Origin of the sequence: Thalassobaculum fulvum (assembly GCF_014652915.1) — a bacterium.
Classification (GTDB): domain Bacteria; phylum Pseudomonadota; class Alphaproteobacteria; order Thalassobaculales; family Thalassobaculaceae; genus Thalassobaculum_A; species Thalassobaculum_A fulvum.
On the sequence record NZ_BMZS01000011.1, the window covers coordinates 173,843 to 189,434 of the forward strand.

The 15,592-nt window shown below is 71.2% G+C and carries 18 protein-coding genes; 10 read left to right on the top strand and 8 right to left on the bottom strand.

Features of this window, described 5'->3' with window-relative positions; all coding sequences use genetic code 11:
* Positions 1–72: 72 nt before the first annotated feature.
* Positions 73–1,092, top strand: a complete 1,020-nt coding sequence (locus IE246_RS22260) for a class I SAM-dependent methyltransferase (protein ID WP_189993807.1) — start codon at positions 73–75, stop codon at positions 1,090–1,092.
* Positions 1,093–1,385: 293 nt separating this feature from the next.
* Here the strand turns inward: IE246_RS22260 and leuA are convergent, their stop codons facing one another.
* Complete coding sequence (leuA, locus tag IE246_RS22265) at positions 1,386–3,059, bottom strand: 2-isopropylmalate synthase (RefSeq protein WP_189993809.1); 1,674 nt, start codon at positions 3,057–3,059, stop codon at positions 1,386–1,388.
* Between the two features lie 401 nt (positions 3,060–3,460).
* On the opposite strand from leuA, the gene IE246_RS22270 reads away from it, so the two are divergent.
* The gene (locus tag IE246_RS22270) at positions 3,461–4,498 is read left to right on the top strand and encodes a lipid A deacylase LpxR family protein (RefSeq protein WP_189993811.1); all 1,038 of its coding nucleotides are present in this window, start codon (positions 3,461–3,463) and stop codon (positions 4,496–4,498) included.
* A gap of 197 nt (positions 4,499–4,695) precedes the next feature.
* Here IE246_RS22270 and pcaD read toward each other — a convergent pair whose 3' ends face one another.
* A complete protein-coding gene (pcaD, locus tag IE246_RS22275; RefSeq protein ID WP_189993813.1) occupies positions 4,696–5,481 on the bottom strand; it encodes a 3-oxoadipate enol-lactonase in 786 nt (261 codons plus the stop codon).
* A gap of 128 nt (positions 5,482–5,609) precedes the next feature.
* Between pcaD and IE246_RS22280 the strand changes: the two genes are divergently transcribed.
* Complete coding sequence (locus tag IE246_RS22280; RefSeq protein ID WP_189993815.1) at positions 5,610–8,024, top strand: Lon protease family protein; 2,415 nt, start codon at positions 5,610–5,612, stop codon at positions 8,022–8,024.
* A 19-nt stretch (positions 8,025–8,043) separates the two neighbouring features.
* Here the strand turns inward: IE246_RS22280 and IE246_RS22285 are convergent, their stop codons facing one another.
* From IE246_RS22285 to IE246_RS22305, 5 genes are all read right to left on the bottom strand, one after another.
* Positions 8,044–8,799, bottom strand: coding sequence for a class I SAM-dependent methyltransferase (locus IE246_RS22285; RefSeq protein ID WP_189993817.1), 756 nt, complete (start codon positions 8,797–8,799; stop codon positions 8,044–8,046).
* Between the two features lie 134 nt (positions 8,800–8,933).
* Positions 8,934–9,200 carry a hypothetical protein gene (locus IE246_RS22290; RefSeq protein ID WP_189993819.1) on the bottom strand — a complete coding sequence of 89 codons (267 nt, stop codon included), beginning with the start codon at positions 9,198–9,200 and terminating at the stop codon, positions 8,934–8,936.
* The gene (locus IE246_RS22295; protein WP_189993822.1) at positions 9,197–9,967 is read right to left on the bottom strand and encodes a hypothetical protein; all 771 of its coding nucleotides are present in this window, start codon (positions 9,965–9,967) and stop codon (positions 9,197–9,199) included. Before IE246_RS22295 ends, IE246_RS22290 begins: the two co-directional genes overlap by 4 nt.
* A gap of 72 nt (positions 9,968–10,039) precedes the next feature.
* Positions 10,040–10,183: a hypothetical protein gene (locus IE246_RS22300; protein WP_189993824.1), complete on the bottom strand. Its 144-nt coding sequence runs from the start codon at positions 10,181–10,183 to the stop codon at positions 10,040–10,042.
* Positions 10,180–10,758, bottom strand: coding sequence for a nitroreductase family protein (locus tag IE246_RS22305; protein WP_189993826.1), 579 nt, complete (start codon positions 10,756–10,758; stop codon positions 10,180–10,182). Before IE246_RS22305 ends, IE246_RS22300 begins: the two co-directional genes overlap by 4 nt.
* 86 nt (positions 10,759–10,844) lie before the next feature.
* Between IE246_RS22305 and IE246_RS22310 the strand changes: the two genes are divergently transcribed.
* From IE246_RS22310 to IE246_RS22330, 5 genes are all read left to right on the top strand, one after another.
* On the top strand, positions 10,845–11,456 hold the full coding sequence (locus IE246_RS22310; RefSeq protein ID WP_189993828.1) for a cysteine hydrolase family protein: 612 nt from the start codon (positions 10,845–10,847) through the stop codon (positions 11,454–11,456).
* A gap of 77 nt (positions 11,457–11,533) precedes the next feature.
* Positions 11,534–11,767, top strand: coding sequence for a hypothetical protein (locus tag IE246_RS22315; protein WP_189993830.1), 234 nt, complete (start codon positions 11,534–11,536; stop codon positions 11,765–11,767).
* A 110-nt stretch (positions 11,768–11,877) separates the two neighbouring features.
* Positions 11,878–12,447 (top strand): DUF2975 domain-containing protein, encoded by a 570-nt coding sequence (locus tag IE246_RS22320; protein WP_189993832.1) that lies wholly within the window; start codon positions 11,878–11,880, stop codon positions 12,445–12,447.
* 15 nt (positions 12,448–12,462) lie between these two features.
* Positions 12,463–12,687 (top strand): helix-turn-helix domain-containing protein, encoded by a 225-nt coding sequence (locus tag IE246_RS22325; RefSeq protein ID WP_189993834.1) that lies wholly within the window; start codon positions 12,463–12,465, stop codon positions 12,685–12,687.
* Entirely contained in the window at positions 12,684–12,878 is a 195-nt protein-coding gene (locus IE246_RS22330) for a hypothetical protein (RefSeq protein ID WP_189993836.1), read from the top strand. Before IE246_RS22325 ends, IE246_RS22330 begins: the two co-directional genes overlap by 4 nt.
* A gap of 7 nt (positions 12,879–12,885) precedes the next feature.
* Here the strand turns inward: IE246_RS22330 and IE246_RS22335 are convergent, their stop codons facing one another.
* On the bottom strand, positions 12,886–14,094 hold the full coding sequence (locus IE246_RS22335) for a Bcr/CflA family multidrug efflux MFS transporter (protein WP_189993838.1): 1,209 nt from the start codon (positions 14,092–14,094) through the stop codon (positions 12,886–12,888).
* Positions 14,095–14,248: 154 nt separating this feature from the next.
* On the opposite strand from IE246_RS22335, the gene IE246_RS22340 reads away from it, so the two are divergent.
* Both IE246_RS22340 and IE246_RS22345 read left to right on the top strand, forming a co-directional pair.
* Positions 14,249–15,085, top strand: a complete 837-nt coding sequence (locus IE246_RS22340; protein WP_189993840.1) for a cytochrome c — start codon at positions 14,249–14,251, stop codon at positions 15,083–15,085.
* Positions 15,086–15,097: 12 nt separating this feature from the next.
* Positions 15,098–15,592 (top strand): flavodoxin family protein, encoded by a 495-nt coding sequence (locus tag IE246_RS22345; protein WP_189993842.1) that lies wholly within the window; start codon positions 15,098–15,100, stop codon positions 15,590–15,592.

Below are 15,592 nucleotides of genomic sequence, written 5' to 3' on the forward strand. Positions count from 1 at the left end.
GGGTATCCTGCGCCACGGGCACGGGCGGGTGGGGCCGAGGGACATGACCGGATTTGCGGGAGGACCGTCGCAATGGCGGTGATCGGGCACGTCGAGGGGCGGTCGCAGCTGTCGTTGGGCGGCTGGGCGTGGGACACGGACAGGCGCGCGTCGGCCCCGGTGAGGATCCTGGTCGACGGGGTGCCCGAGGCCGAACTGACCCCCGCGATACGGCGCGAGGACCTGCGGGCGCACGGCCTCGGCGATGGCGGCTGCGCGTTCGAGTGGGCCTTCCCGGACGCACTGTACGACGGCGAGCCGCACCGCATCGAGGTGGTGGCGGCGGCGACCGGCCAGCCCCTGGAGGGACAGCAGGACGGGATCGTGTTCCGGGTCGACAACTACCGGCGCCTGCCGGCGGCAGCGGCCGGCGGCGGCGATCCGGCGCGGCGGGTTGCGGGCGTCCAGTGGTTCCACTCGTTCGACTTCGGCGACGGCGTGGTGGCGAGGGGCCAGAAGGACCGCCGGACGCTGGAACTGGAGGCGGCGGCCGCCCTTCCCGCGGACATCGCCGGCAAGCGATGCCTCGACATCGGCGCCTGGGACGGCTTCTTCTCGTTCCAGGCCGAGCTGCGGGGCGCGCGGTCGGTGCTGGCGACCGACCACTTCTCCTGGAGCGGCGAGGGTTGGGGTACCGCCGACGGGTTCCGCCTGGCGCGCGAGCTGCTCGGCAGCCGGGTCGAAGACATGGATATCGACGCGCTCGAGATCGCGGAGGCCACCGTCGGCCGCCACGACGTCGTGCTGTTCCTGGGGGTGCTGTACCACCTGCGCAACCCGTTCGAAGGTTTGCGGGCGGCGGCCGGCGTCTGCGACGGGACCCTGGTTGTGGAGACCACGCTCCACCTGCACCATGTCGAGGAGGCCGCGATGCAGTTCTTCCCGGGATCGGAACTCGACGGCGACCCGACCAACTGGTGGTCGCCGAACCCGCGCTGCGTCATGGGCATGCTGTCGGCGCTGGGGTTCCGGCGTGTCGACTTCGCCCCGCACCCGACGGCGTTCGTCGGCGACCCGGCGCCGATACGGGGGATCTTCGTCGCTCACCGCTGAGCCGCAGGGCAGGGCGCGTCGGGCCGACCCGGCCCCGGGGGCATGGGGTGGGTCGGCCCGGTCGCGACGGAAGAGGCTCTCGCCTCTACCCGGCGTCCCGGACCGCCGAGAGGAGTCTAGGAACCGCGCGGCGCGGGGCAGGATGCGCCGCCACGTCGGTCCGGGTGTTGTGGATAAGTGGGGGCCCGGTGGCGCCGGTTCCAGGGGGTGACTGTTGCAGAATGGACACAGTCTCGTGATGGGCCGTGTCGACCTCGGGCGGCCGGGCCGCCGAAGCGGCCCGACCCCGGGGCTCAGAGCCGGTTGCAGGCGCTGACCACCGCCCTGATCGGCGCCATGGTGATGTCGGTCGCGATGCCGACGCCGAACACGCTTCGGCCCTGTTCGTCCGGTGCCTTCAGCTCGATATAGGCGGCCGCCTCGGCGTCCGAACCGACCGACCGGGTGTGCTCGGCGTAGTCCTTGAGCCGGAACTTCAGGCCGAACGCCTCCCGCATCGCCTTGGAGAACGCGTTGACCGGGCCGTTGCCCTCGGCCTCGATCGTCCGGACCTCGCCGTCGCAGCTCACCTCGGCCTTGATCCGGACCACCTGGTTGGAGCCCGGTACCCGGCTGGCCTCGAACGACACCAGGTCGAAGCGGCCGTTCGGCTGAGTGACGTACTCCTTGTCGAAGGCGTCCCAGATCTCCTGGCTGGAGATCTCCCGCGAGGTGGCGTCGGTCAGGCGCTGGATAACCTGGCTGAACTGGGCCTGCCATTCCTTGGGCAGCTTGATGTGGTGGTCGGTCTCCAGGATGTAGGCGATGCCGCCCTTGCCGGACTGCGAGTTGACCCGGATCACCGCCTCGTAGGTGCGGCCGATGTCGTGCGGGTCGATCGGCAGGTACGGCACCTCCCAGATCCCCGAGTTCGAGGCCTGGATCGCCTTCATGCCCTTGTTGATGGCGTCCTGGTGCGAGCCCGAGAACGCGGTGTGCACCAGCTCGCCGGCATAGGGGTGGCGCGGGTGGATGGGCAGCTGGGTGCAGTACTCCGCCGTCTCCATCAGGCCGTTGATGTCGGAGAAGTCCAGCTTCGGGTCGACGCCCTGGGTCAGCAGGTTCAGGCCCAGGGTGACGATGTCGACGTTGCCGGTGCGCTCGCCGTTGCCGAACAGCGTGCCCTCGACCCGGTCGGCGCCGGCCATGATCGCCAGCTCGGTCGCCGCCACGCCGGTGCCGCGGTCGTTGTGCGGGTGCACCGACAGGATGACCCGGTCGCGCCGGCTGAAGCGGCGGTGCATCCACTCGATCTGGTCGGCGTAGATATTAGGGGTCGACATCTCGACGGTCGACGGCAGGTTGATGATGATCTTGTTCCGGGTGACCGGGAACCAGACGTCCATCACCGCCTCGCAGACCTCGAGCGCGTATTCCAGCTCGGTGCCGGTGAAGCTCTCGGGCGAGTACTGCAGGGTGACGTTGGTGCCTTTCAGCCGGTCGAGCCGCGCCTTGATCATCTCGGCGCCTTCGACGGCGATCTGCTTGACGCCGGCCTGGTCCTGCTGGAACACCACGCGGCGCTGCAGCTCGGAGGTCGAGTTGTACAGGTGGATGATGACGTTCTTCGCGCCCTGCACGGCCTCGAAGGTGCGGTCGATCAGGTGCTCGCGGGCCTGGGTCAGGACCTGGATCGTCACGTCGTCGGGGATCAGGTTCTTCTCGATCAGCTCGCGCACGAAGTTGAAGTCGGTGTCGGAGGCCGAGGGGAAGCCGACCTCGATCTCCTTGAAGCCCATCTTCACCAGGGTGTCGAACAGGCGCCGCTTGCGCGGGCCGTCCATCGGGTCGACCAGCGCCTGGTTGCCGTCGCGCAGGTCGACCGAGCACCAGATCGGGGCGCGCTCGATGACCTTGTTCGGCCAGGTCCGGTCGACCAGGCCGACCGGCGGGTAGGACCGGTACTTGTGGATCGCTTGAACGTTCATCGTGGTCTCCTGTGGCGCGCCCCGCGGCTCACCGGGCGGGCGCGCGTCGTCGTGCGAATTGGGAGGTGCGGCGTGCAGGGGCCGTCCGATCGCCCGGAACCGGAGCCACGCGAACGCATTCCACAATCCGTGGAAAGCGGCAGCTTGCGGCGGCGGGGATGAAAGGTATGCCGACAGTCATCGGCGTTGGAACCCTCGGGATGGACGCGAACGGCGAACGGATAGTGCCCGGTCTCTCGTCAGAGAGCCGGGTCCGTAAGTCGAAGGGCGAGCGTCCAGGGTCCGAACATCATGGCGCAGAGTTGAGCCACAAGCCGGCCGCCGGGTCAACCCCCCGCGGTGCGGGCCGGGTTGCGGCATTGGCGATGGCGGCGCCGGCGGCGGCGCGCCATAGTGCGGCCATGCTGCAACGCACACCGATCATTCTCCCGGCGTTCCTGTCGCTCGTACTGCTCGGCGCCGGCCCCGGCCAGGCCGAGGCACCGGCGCCGGGCCGCCCCGCCGAGGACGAGCGCCCGGTCTGGACGTTCACGCTCGAGAACGACCTGACCAACGACACCGACCGGTACTTCACCAACGGCATCCGGCTCAGCCGGACCAGCCGGGTCGGCGACGTCCCGGAGGCGGTGGTCGATGCCGCCCGTCCGCTGATCGGCACCCTCGGCTCGGTCCGCTGGACCGTCGGGGTCGGGCAGAACATGTACACGCCGTCGGACATCACGGTGACGGACCCGGACCCCGACGACCAGCCCTATGCCGGCTGGCTGTACGGTACGGTCGGGGTGCTGAACGACCTGGCCACCGGCGCGGGCCGTCGCACCCAGACCAGCGTCCAGCTGTCGCTCGGCGTGGTCGGGCCGTCGGCGCTCGGCGAGCAGGCGCAGAAGTTCGTCCACAGCATCATCAACTCGCCGGAGCCGCAGGGCTGGCACCACCAGCTGCACGACGAGCCGGCGGTGCTGCTGAACCTGGAACGCCGCTGGGTGGTGCCGTCGGAGCCGGTGATCGGCGATCTCAGGGCCGACGCCTCGCCGCATGTCGGGCTGGCGCTCGGCAACGTGTTCACCCACGCCGCCGCCGGCCTGACGCTGCGGTTCGGCGAGCCGCCGCGCTACGACTACGGGCCCCCCCGCCTGCAGCCGCACACCCCGGGATCGGAGTACTTCGCGCCGCGCGAGGCCGGCGACGGGTTCGGCTGGTACGTGTTCGCCGGCGCCGAGGGCCGGGCGGTCGCCCGCAACATCTTCCTGGACGGCAACACCTTCCGGGACAGCCGCAGCGTCGACAAGGAGCCGCTGGTCGCCGACCTCTCGGCCGGCCTGGTCCTGACGTTCGGCGACGTCCGGGTGTCCTACGTCCAGGCCCTGCGCACCAAGGAGTTCGACGGCCAGGAAGGCCCGAGCCTGTTCGGCGCGTTCAGCGTAGGGTACCGGTTCTAGGGGCGGCCTCGCGTTCGCAACCGTCGATCGCCGGTCGCTGCGTGGGTTCCGGCTCCGTCTCGCCTCCGGCAATCCGGTCCGGAATGACGACAGAGAAACAGTATTGGCCGCCGTTCATTCCTTGTCGTCATTCCGGACGGCCGCGCCGCCCCCGGCGCGGCCGAGCCGGAACCCACGGTGCGACGGGCGGCTGAGCCTTACTTCGCCTCCAGGAACTCCAGCACCGCGTTGTCGAACAGCGCCGCCTGCTCGATGTTCGACAGGTGGGCCGCCTCCGGCAGGATGGTCAGGTGCGAGTGCGGGATGCGCTCCTGGATGTCGCGCGCCATGTCCGGGGTAGTGCCGGAATCGTCGGCGCCGACGATGATCAGGGTCGGGGCGGCGATCGCCGCGATGGTCTCGCGCTGGTCCATCGCCTGGATCGCCCGGCAGCAGCCGACGAAGCCCTTGACCTCGGTCGCCAGGATCATGGCGCGGATCTTGGCGACCGCCCCGGGATCCTTGGCCTGGAACGGCGCGGTGAACCAGCGGTTGATGGTCGAATCGACGAGCCCGGCCATGCCCTGGCCTTCGGCGATCTGGATCCGGCCTTCCCAGAGATCCGCCGGCCCCATGTAGGCGGAGGTGTCGGCGAGCACCAGCCGGTCGACCCGCTCGGGATGCAGGGTGGCGAGTCGCTGGCCGACCATGCCGCCCTTGGACAGCCCGCAGAAATGCGCCCTGGCGATCCCGAGATGGTCGAGCAGCCCGACCGCGTCCTCGGTCAGCATGTCGATGGTGTAGGCTCCGTCCGGAACCTGCGACTGGCCGTGCCCGCGGCTGTCGTAGCGGATGACCCGGAAATGCCGGTCGAACGCCTCCATCTGCGGGTCCCACATGTGCATGTTGGACGCCAGCGAGTTCGACAGCAGCAGGGGCGGCGCGTCCTCCTTGCCGGAGACTCGGTAGAACAGGCGGATACCGTTGACGGTAGCGTGGGGCATGGGGGTCCTCCCGGAATCGGTCTGGCGGCATTCGAACGCAGCGCCGGCCGGTCCGCAAGGCCGAGCCTCGACAGCGGCCGGTACCTCGGGTCGAATGGCGCCCGCCGCGTGACTGGCCGGAGACCCCCATGGCGCCCGAACAGCTTTCCGCCGAACCGTATTCCGCCGAGCCGCTGCCCGCCGAGGCGCTGTATCGCCGCACGAATCTCTCGGGGCTCGACTTCCGGACCACCAAGGAACTTGCCGACGTCGAGACCCTGGTCGGCCAGGACCGGGCGTTGGAGGCCGTGCGGTTCGCCGCCCGCATGCGGTCGCGCGGCTACAACCTGTTCGTGGTCGGCCCGAAAGGCTCGGGAAAGCACGCGGCGGTCCGCCGCTACCTGACCGAGCGGGCCGTGGCGCTGCCGTCGCCGGACGACTGGGTGTACGTCAACGACTTCGACGACGCCCACCGGCCGCGTTGCCTGCCGCTGCCGGCCGGAACCGGCCCGGCGTTCGCCCGGCGGCTGGCCGCCCTGGTCGCCGATCTGCGCGACAGCGTGCCGAGCCTGTTCGAGGGCGAGGACTACCGGCTCAAGCGCGAGGCTCTCGACAAGCGGTTCGCCGAGCAGTCGGAGGCGCGCTTCAAGGACGTGGCGCAGGAGGCGGGGAAGCGTGGGCTGGCGCTGCTGCGCACCCAGCAGGGGCTGGTGGTGGCGCCGGTCGCGGACGGCAAGCCGATGCCGCAGGAGGCGTTCGACGCCCTGCCCGAGCCCAGGCGGGCCGAGCTGCAGGCGGCGATCGAGGAGGTCCAGGGCCACCTGCGGGCCGCGGTCCACAAGGCCCCGATCGTCGAGCGCGAGCGCCAGGCGGCGGTGCGCGAGCTCGACCGGAGCGAGGCCGCCGCCCTGGTCGACATCGAGATCGCCGAGGCCCGGAGCGGCCTGGACCTGCCGCCGGCGGCCGCCGCCTGGATGGACCGGCTGCGCGACGACCTGATCGACAACGTCTCCGCGTTCGCCCCGGCTGACGAGGCCGGCGATGCCGGTCCTCCCGGCGGCCGGTTCCGGCGCTGGGAGGCGAACGTCCTGGTCAGCAACGACCCGGATGCCGGGGCACCGGTGGTCTCGGAGGACCACCCGACCCTCGGCCGGCTGGTCGGGCGCATCGAGCACCGTGCGCACATGGGCGCGATGCTGACCGATTTCACCCTGATCCGGCCGGGCGCGCTGCACCAGGCGAACGGCGGCTACCTGCTGCTGAACGCCCAGAAGCTGCTGCGCAACCAGCACGCCTGGGATGCGCTCAAGCGCGCCCTGTACGCCGAGCGGGTGGTGATCGAGGGGCCGGCGGAGTCGGCGACGACGGCGCTGGCGGTGTCGATCCAACCCTGCCCGGTGCCGCTCGCGGTCAAGATCGTGCTGTTCGGCGACCAGCGGGTGTACGCCGCGCTGTCGGCGATGGACCCGGACTTCGCCGACCTGTTCAAGGTGGCGGCCGATTTCGACGACGTCATGGACCGCGACGCCGCCCACGACATGCTGTACGCCCGGCTGATCGCCACCATCCAGCGGCGCTCGGGGCTGCGGCCGTTCGACCGCCGGGCGGTGGAGCGGGTGATCGAGCACTGCTCGCGGATGGTGTCGGACGCCCGCAAGGTCACCGCCCGGGTCGGGGCGATCGCCGACGTCATGCGCGAGGCCGACTATGTCGGGCGCGACCGCCGCCACAAGGTGATCCGGGCGGCCGACGTCGAGGACGCGCTGGACGCCCAGCGCTACCGCACCGACCGGGTCGAGCGGCGGCTGCGCGAGCAGATCCTGCGCGAGACCGTGCGGATCGCCACCGACGGCCGGGCGGTCGGCCAGGTCAACGGGCTGACGGTCATGCAGGCCGGGCAGCTCGCCTTCGGCCGGCCGACCCGGATCTCGGCGCGGGTCCGGGTGGGACGCGGGCGCGTCATCGACATCGAGCGCGAGGTCGAGCTCGGCGGGCCGCTGCACTCCAAGGGCATGCTGATCCTGCAGGGCTACCTCGCCGCGACCTACGCACCGGAGGTGCCGGTGGCGCTGCAGGCCAGCGTGGTGTTCGAGCAGTCCTATGGCGGGGTCGACGGCGACAGCGCGTCGTCGACCGAGCTGTACGCCCTGCTGTCGGCGCTGTCCGGTCTGCCGATCCGCCAGGGCGTGGCGGTCACCGGCTCGGTCGACCAGATGGGCCGGGTGCAGGCGATCGGCGGGGTGAACGAGAAGATCGAGGGCTTCTTCGACGTCTGCAACGAGCGTGGCCTGACCGGCGAGCAGGGCGTGATGATCCCGCGCGCCAACGTCGAGCACCTGATGCTGAAGCCCGAGGTGGTCGAGGCCTGCAGGCGCGGCGCCTTCCGGATCTGGCCGGTCGACACGATCGACCGGGGCATCACGCTGCTGACCGGCGTGCCGGCCGGCGAGCGCGGCGCCGACGGGCTGTTCCCCGAGGGCAGCGTCAACCGTCTGGTCGAGGACCGGATGCTGGCGTTCGCGGCGGCCCGGCGGCTGTACCTCGGGGACGCGGAGGACCGCTGACCGAGGCCGAGGCGGCGACTCAGCCCGGGGTGCGCCGCGCCACGTAGTAGCCGTAGCCGTAGAACGCCGAGAACCGCTCGTAGAGCGCGATCTCCGCCTGCTCCGCCTCGACGACCGCCCGCGCCGCCCGCGAGTGGCCGTTGCGCGACAGGAACCCGGCGAACCGCTCCTGCATCGGACGATAGTAGTTGGCCAGCCAGCACCGTTCGGGAAGCGGGAAATAGCCGATCGGCGAATAGCCGTTGGCTTCCAGGATCGCCATCTTCGTCGACGCGGTGGCGACCCCCGGGTACTCCCGCGTCCAGTGCCGTTCCAGCTCGGCGGGCCGGTCGCCGGTCAGCCAGGTCAGGTCGGAGACCGCCAGGATGCCGCCGGGCTCGAGGAACCGGCGCCACGCCCGCACCCCGGCCTCGAAGCCCATGTTGTAGATCGCGCCCTCGGACCAGATCGCGTCGAGCGACCGGTCCTCGAAAGGCAGCGCGTCCATCGACGCGGCCAGCGTTTCGATCCGGTCGTCGAGCCCCGCCCGTTGCGCCGCTTCGGCGAGCCGGTCGAGGAACGCCAGGACGAAGTCCACTGCCGTGACGGTGGCGTCGAGCTCGCGGGCGAGGACGAGCGTCGATGCGCCGGTTCCGCAGCCGATGTCCGCGATCCTCAGGCCCTGCGCGCCGCGCAGGCCCGACAGCGCGATCGAAAGCCGCGTCTCCTCGTCGCCGCCGGGACCTTGGCGCGCGGCCTCGCGATGCAGGTCGATGAGAAGGTCGAGATCGTCCACCCGGGGACCCGGCATCGTGTCTGGGAAGGGCGTTAGTAGCACCCTTTCCGGGGGAGCGCAGCCGCGGGTCTCGCGCCGTCGGTCGGACCCGGGAACTGTCCGCCGGGGTCACGGGCTCCCGGTCCCGGAACCCTCTAGGGTCGGCACAGACGCTCGCTGACCGGCTTCTCGCACCGGCTCACGATGGCCTCGCAAAGCGCGCCGTGGCGGTCGACGGCTTCGCCGGTCGCGCTGATCTGGTGGTACTTGATTTCGTATGACTGGCACAGCGCGTCGTCCTGCCGGGTGGTGTATTCGAGCACCGCGACGGCGACGGCGAGGAAGGCGACGTAGCCCCCGGCGATGACGAGGACGACCCTCCACAGGGGGCGCCTCGACAGGGTTCGCCGGAGATCGTTCATTGCCGGCAATACGCGTCGACCGGTTGCGCCCCGGCGACCTCCCACACGGCCCCCTCGGTGATCAGGTACTCGCTGGCGCCGAATTTCGGGGTATCGGGGTTCCAGTCGTAGGTGTAGCCGAGCCGGGTCCAGGGGGCGCCGCCCGGCGCGTAGGCCCAGGCATAGGTGGCGTTGAACCAGGCGAGGTAGTCGTCGACGCCCTTGACCGCCGGCGCCACCGGCAGGCTGTTCTCGACCGGGAAGGCGACGTCGCAGGCGGTGTCGTCGGTCTCCGGATCCGGGCACGGCCGGAACAGGTCGCCACGGTCTACCCAGAGCTCGACGAACATGTCGTACGGACGATCCGGCACCAGGCCGAGATGCTCGCGCAGCCGGCCCTTCAGGGCGTCGCCTGACAGGCCGGTCGCGCGGCAGAACTCCTGGATCTGCGGCGCCAGGGTGACCCAGGCGTAGACCCCGCCGGTCACGCCGCCCGGCGTGTCCCTGTAGTACTTGTCGTAGGCAGCCTGCGACATCAGCGACACGACCTTGACCTGTCGCCTGGCGGCAGGGTCCCGCCAGACCAGCTTCGGGTTGCCGTCGCTGAGCGCGAACAGCCGGTCGTAGACGTTGGCCGCCGACTGGCTGCTGGCGTCGCTGATCGCCGCCTCGAAGGCGACCTCGTCCAGGGTCGGCGCGGGCGACGCCCGGTCGGTCGCGGCGGTGGTGGTGCAGCCGGCCAGCAGCCCCAGCAGGACCGCGCTCGCGACGATGGCGGTGATCCGCATCGACTGACCCTCCCTTGTGGCGGTGAATGCAACCATAAGGGATGATTGTCGGTCTTGAAAACAGCCTTCGGGCTAATTCAGGTAATACAGTACCCCGAGAACGACGATCGCCAGCAGCACCAGCTTGCCCGCCGCCAGGGCGACGATCTTCGCCATCGGCGAGATCTCCCGGCCGCCCCGGCCCGTGCCGCCGTGCCCCGTGCCGCCGCCGCTCATGCGGCCGGCCCGGTCCACTCGCTGACCACCTGCTCCAGGGTCGGGCGCGGGCGCTCGTTCGGCGGGGTCATCGGCGTGCCGATGTAGATGAAGCCGATGATCTCGGTCTCCGGCGCGTGGCCCAACGCCTTGCGGACCTCGGGGTGGAAGGCCGGCCACTCGGTCAGCCACTGGGCGACGAAGCCGCTGGCGTGGGCCGCTACGAGGATGTTCTGGCACAGCGCGCCGCCCGACAGCTGCTGCTCCATCACCGGGATCTTCGGGTGGTGCGGGTCGATCCGCGCGGTCACCGCCAGCAGGATCGGCGCGCGCTGCGGGCGCAGGCGCTCGGCCTCGACCAGCCGCTCCTCGGCGCCCGGGTTGTCGGCCGCGTAGATCTTCGCCAGCACCTCGCCGAGCGCCTTCTGGCCGGCCTTGCGCAGCACCTGGATGCGCCAGGGGCCGAGCTTGCCGTGGTCGGGCACCCGGATGCCGGCGCCCAGGATCTTGTCCAGGGTGGCGTCGTCCGGCCCCGGCTCACCCATGTCCTTGGCGACGACAGAGCGGCGGGTGAGGAGCAGGTCGATGGTGTCCATGGGGCGTGATCTCCGTCGGGTTCCGGGCGAACATAGGGGCTCGTGCCGCCGCGTCAAAGCCGGCGAAATCCGAAAAGGGGGTCTGCATGCCCGGAACTGCCGAGTCCGATACCGTCGTCCTGGCGATTCACTATCAGAACGAGAACTGCCACCCCGACGGCAAGGTCGGGATCGGCATCGGCGAGGACCGGGCCTGGAGCGAGCAGCGCCTGGCGGCGGCGAAGCGGCTGTTCGCGGCGGCCCGGGGCGCCGGGGTGCCGATCGTCCACACCCGCCTGGCGTTTCCGGCCGACATGCGCACGGTGATCGCCAACACCCCGGTGTTCCGCCGGTTCGTCGAGATCGGCGCCTGGCTCGAGGGCAGCTGGGGGGCGGAATTCCTCGACGGGCTCGGGCCGGAGGACGGCGAGGCGGTGGTGACCCACACCCGCAACAACGTTTTCCACAACTCGATCCTGGACGAGGTGCTGTTTCCCCTGCGGCCGCGCCGGCTGGTGATCTGCGGGGTGTCGACGGCCTACGCGGTCGACCACGCGGTGCGGCACGCCGCCGATCTCGGCTACGACGTGACGGTCGCGGCCGACGCCTGCTCGACCGCTACCCTGCGCCAGCATGAGGCCACCCTGGAGACCCTGAAGCTGCTGGCCGCGATCGCCACGGTCGACGAGATCGTGGCGGAGTTCCGGCGTCTCGGGTAAACTGTTCGCACCCGTCAAAACGACGGCACGACACGGCCCCGAAACCGAGGCCCCCGAAAGAATTTCGGAGATCCGCCATGACCCGATCCGCATCCGTCCGCCTGATCCGCATCGTCGCCGCGGCGATCGCGCTCGCCGCTGCCGCCGGCTGCACGCCCGTCGCCATGGGAGTCGGCGCTGCCGCCTTCAACGCGCCGCAGGCGGTGACCGGCCGCAACAGCTTCTACTGGATCGACCGGACCTTCGGACGCTCCTGTTCCGACGTCAGTTACTTCGACCGCCCGGTCCGCTGCGTCAACGACCGCAGCTAGATCCGGCACGCCGGTGAGCGGCCGCGCCCCGGCGTCGCTGCGGCGACGACCTATGCCTGCGCTCGACGATTGTTGACTCGCATCATTAAATTTATGTATTGCATAAACTCATGAGCATCATCGACCCCGTCTCCGACGATCCCGAAGCGACCCGCCGCCGGCTGGTCCGGTTTGCCGGCGTGCTGCGCTGGCTGCTGCTGGCCGCCGCCGCCGCAATTCCGCTGGCCGTCGCCCTGGTGGCGGCGCTGGCGCCGGACTGGGTGCTGAACCAGGCGGGCATGGCCGGGTTGCCGGTGGAGCGGGCGCTGGCAGAGCCGTGGCGGCTGCGGGCGGCGTTCGTGGTCGGGGTGGTGCCGGGCCTGGTGGTCGTCTGGGGGATGGTGCGGCTGGCCACGCTGTTCGAGCGGATCGCCCGGGGCGAGGTGTTCTCGGAGGCCGGCGCCCGGGCCCTGCGCGACTTTGCGCTGGCGGTGCTGGTGCAGGCGGCGCTGAAGCCGGTGGCCCATACCCTGTCGGTGCTGGTGCTGACCATCGCGAACCCGCCGGGCCAGCGGCAACTGGCGATCGCGCTCGGCTCCGACGACGTCGCCGCGGTGCTGATCGGGCTGGTGTTCCTGGCGGTCGCCTGGGTCCTGCGCGAGGGCCGGCGGATCGCCGACGAGAACGCGTTGATGATCTGACCGGCGGCCCGGGGCATGCGGATCGTCGTCAGGCTCGACGTCATGCTGGCGCGTCGCAAGATGCGCTCGAAGGATCTGGCCGAGCGGATCGGGATCAGCGAGACCAACCTGTCGCTGCTGAAGTCCGGCAAGGTGAAGGGCATCCGGTTCGCCACCCTCGAGAGGCTGTGCGAGGCGCTGGACTGCCGGCCGGGCGATCTGCTGGACGTCGAGCCGGGGCCGGGATCGGAGGAGCCATGACCGCGCTGCGTGCCTTGGCCGTGCTGGCCGTCGGTCTGCTTGCGGCCGCCTGCAGCGACACCGTGCCGACACGCCGGGCGCTTGCCGATCTCGCCCGCAGCGCCTGCCGGGGTGTCGGTTCCTGCACGGTGGTGTGCGGCGACGGCTCGACCCTCGACGGCCGGCCGGTCGCGGCCCGCTGCCGCCCCTGACCCGGTTCTAGTCCGCGGCGCGGTTCAGGCGGTCCAGGCCGAAGCGGGCGACGAAGGCCAGGACGCAGCACGCCGCCACCACCGCGCACATCGCCAGCGGGGTGCCGTCGTGCAGCAGGCCGACCAGGGCGCTGGCGCCGGCGCCCAGGCCGAACCGGACCGCGCCGAACAGCGCCGAGGCGGCGCCGGCGCTGGCCGGGAACCGGCCCATCAGCCGGGCGGTGCAGTTGGCGGCGACCGGGGTCTGCACCCCGACCACCAGCAGCAGTGGCACCGCTACCCCCCACAGCCCGCCGAAGCCGGTCGCGCCGGCCGCCAGCAGCGCCGTGCCGCCGATCGCCGCCAGGACGATCGACAGCCGGGTGATGCGCCGCAGCCCGGCCTGCCCGACGTATCGGGCGTTCAGGCCGGAGGCGATCAGCAGTGCGGCGACGTTGGCGCCGAACAGCGCCCCGTACCACTGCGGCGGTACGCCGAAATACTCGATGTAAACGAACGGCGTGCCGGTGATGTAGGCGAACATGGCGGCGCTGGTGAAGGCGCCGGATGCCAGGTCGGCGAGCGCGTGCCGGTCGGCCAGGAGCCGGCCGTACGCCCCGAACGCGCCGAGCAGCCGGATCCCGGCCCGGGCCGAGGGCGGCAGGGATTCCGGCAGCAGGGTCAGGGTCGCCAGCAACCCGGCCGCCCCGAACGCCGCCAGCACATGGAAGATCGTGCGCCAGTCGGCGACCAGCAGGATCTGGCCGCCGATCGTGGGCGCGGCCAGCGGCGCGACCGCCATCACCATCGCCATCAGCGACAGTGCCCGGGCGGCGCCCTCGGTCGAGAACAGGTCCTTGGCGACCGCCCGCGCCAGCGCCGAGGCCGCCCCGCCGCCGATCGCCTGCAGCAGCCGGCCCACGGTCAGGGTGCCGATGCCGTCGGCCGCCGCGCACAGGATCGAGGCGAGCAGGAACAACGCCAGCCCGGCCGCGATCACCGGCCGCCGCCCGAACCGGTCGGAGATCGGTCCGTAGACCAGCATGCCGAGCGCGAAGCCGAGCAGGAACACGGTGATGGTCTGCTGCACCTCGGCGGCCGGGGCGGCGAGGCTCGCGGCGATGTCCGGCAGGCTCGGCAGGTACATGTCGACCGCCAGCGGCCCGACCATCACCAGCGAGCCGAGCAGCACGATCAGCGACCGGCCCGGGGCCGTGGGCGAGGCGGGGGTCGTCATACGGTCTCCGCAGCGGAAGCAGGGGCGGCACCGGATAGCACGCGCAGTCGGCTCTCGACGACCGCCCTCGCGCGGGTCGACGGATCGCGATTGCACCGGACGTGGAATTTATGGCCTGTATCGCCCGTGGGGAGAGGCGTGGAGGCAACAAGAAATGTTTCTGAGAATAGCCATGATGGCCGGTGTCCTGGCGGCGGGCTGGAGCCTGCCGGCGGACGCCGAGACCCCGGTCGAACGGGGGCGCTACCTGGTCGAGTCGATCGCCGGATGCGGCAACTGCCACTCGCTGCAGGACGCGAACGGACCGATCCCCGGCAAGGAGTATGCCGGCGGCCCGCCGATCCAGGATGCGGCGTTCGACGCCTGGCCGGCCAACATCACCCCGGACGAGGAGACCGGGATCGGTTCCTGGACCGATGACGAGATCGTCCGGGCGATCCGCGAGGGCGTCACCCGCGACGGGCGCGTCATGGGCCCGCCGATGCCGTTCTGGCTGTACCGCGGCATCGCAGACGACGACGCGAAGGCAATGGTCGCCTACCTGCGGACCGTCAAGCCGGTGAAGAACAAGGTGCCGGCGAGCGTCTACCGGATGCCGCTGCCGCCGAGCTGGGGGCCGGCGGTGTCCGGCGTCGAGGCGCCGCCGCGCTCCGACAAGGTCGCCTATGGCGGCTACCTGGCCGGGCCGGTCGGGCACTGCGTGGAGTGCCACACCCCGATGACCGACAAGGGTGGGCTGGACATGGCCCGCGAGGGGGCCGGCACCCGCGAGTTCCCGGGACCGTGGGGCACTTCGATCTCGCGCAACATCACCCCGGCGGCGCTCGGCGACTGGACCGATGCCGAGATCAAGCGGGCGATCACCCAAGGGGTCAGCCGCGACGGCACGCGCCTGATGCCGCCGATGGGCTTCGGCTTCTACGCCAGGATGACCGACGCCGACCTGGACGCGCTGGTCGCCTGGATGCGGTCGCTGAAGCCGGTGGACTGACCGGGGGCGGCGATGACCGACGGCCCCGTGCTTGGCGAAAGCCGTACCCGGACCCTGCTGATCGTGGCGCACGCGCCGTCGCCGAATACGAGGCGGCTGCGCGATGCGGTGGTGGCGGGGGCCGGCGAGGCCGGGGCCGACGGCATCGACGTGCGTGCGGTGGCGCCGCTGGAGGCCGGGCCGGACGACGTCCTGGCCGCCAGCGCCGTCATCCTCGGCACGACCGAGAACCTCGGCTACATGAGCGGCGCCCTGAAGGACTTCTTCGACCGCACCTACTACCCGGTGCTGGAGGGGACCCAGGGCCTGCCCTACGCGCTGTACATCCGCGCCGGCCACGACGGCACCGGGACGAGGCGCGGGGTCGAGACCATCGTCACCGGCCTGCGCTGGAAGCCGGTGTGCGAGCCGGTGCTGTGCCGCGGCGCGTGGCAGGACGGCTTCGAGGACAAGTGCCGGGAGCTCGGCATGCTGATGGCCGCCGGCCTCGACGCCGGGGTGTTCTGA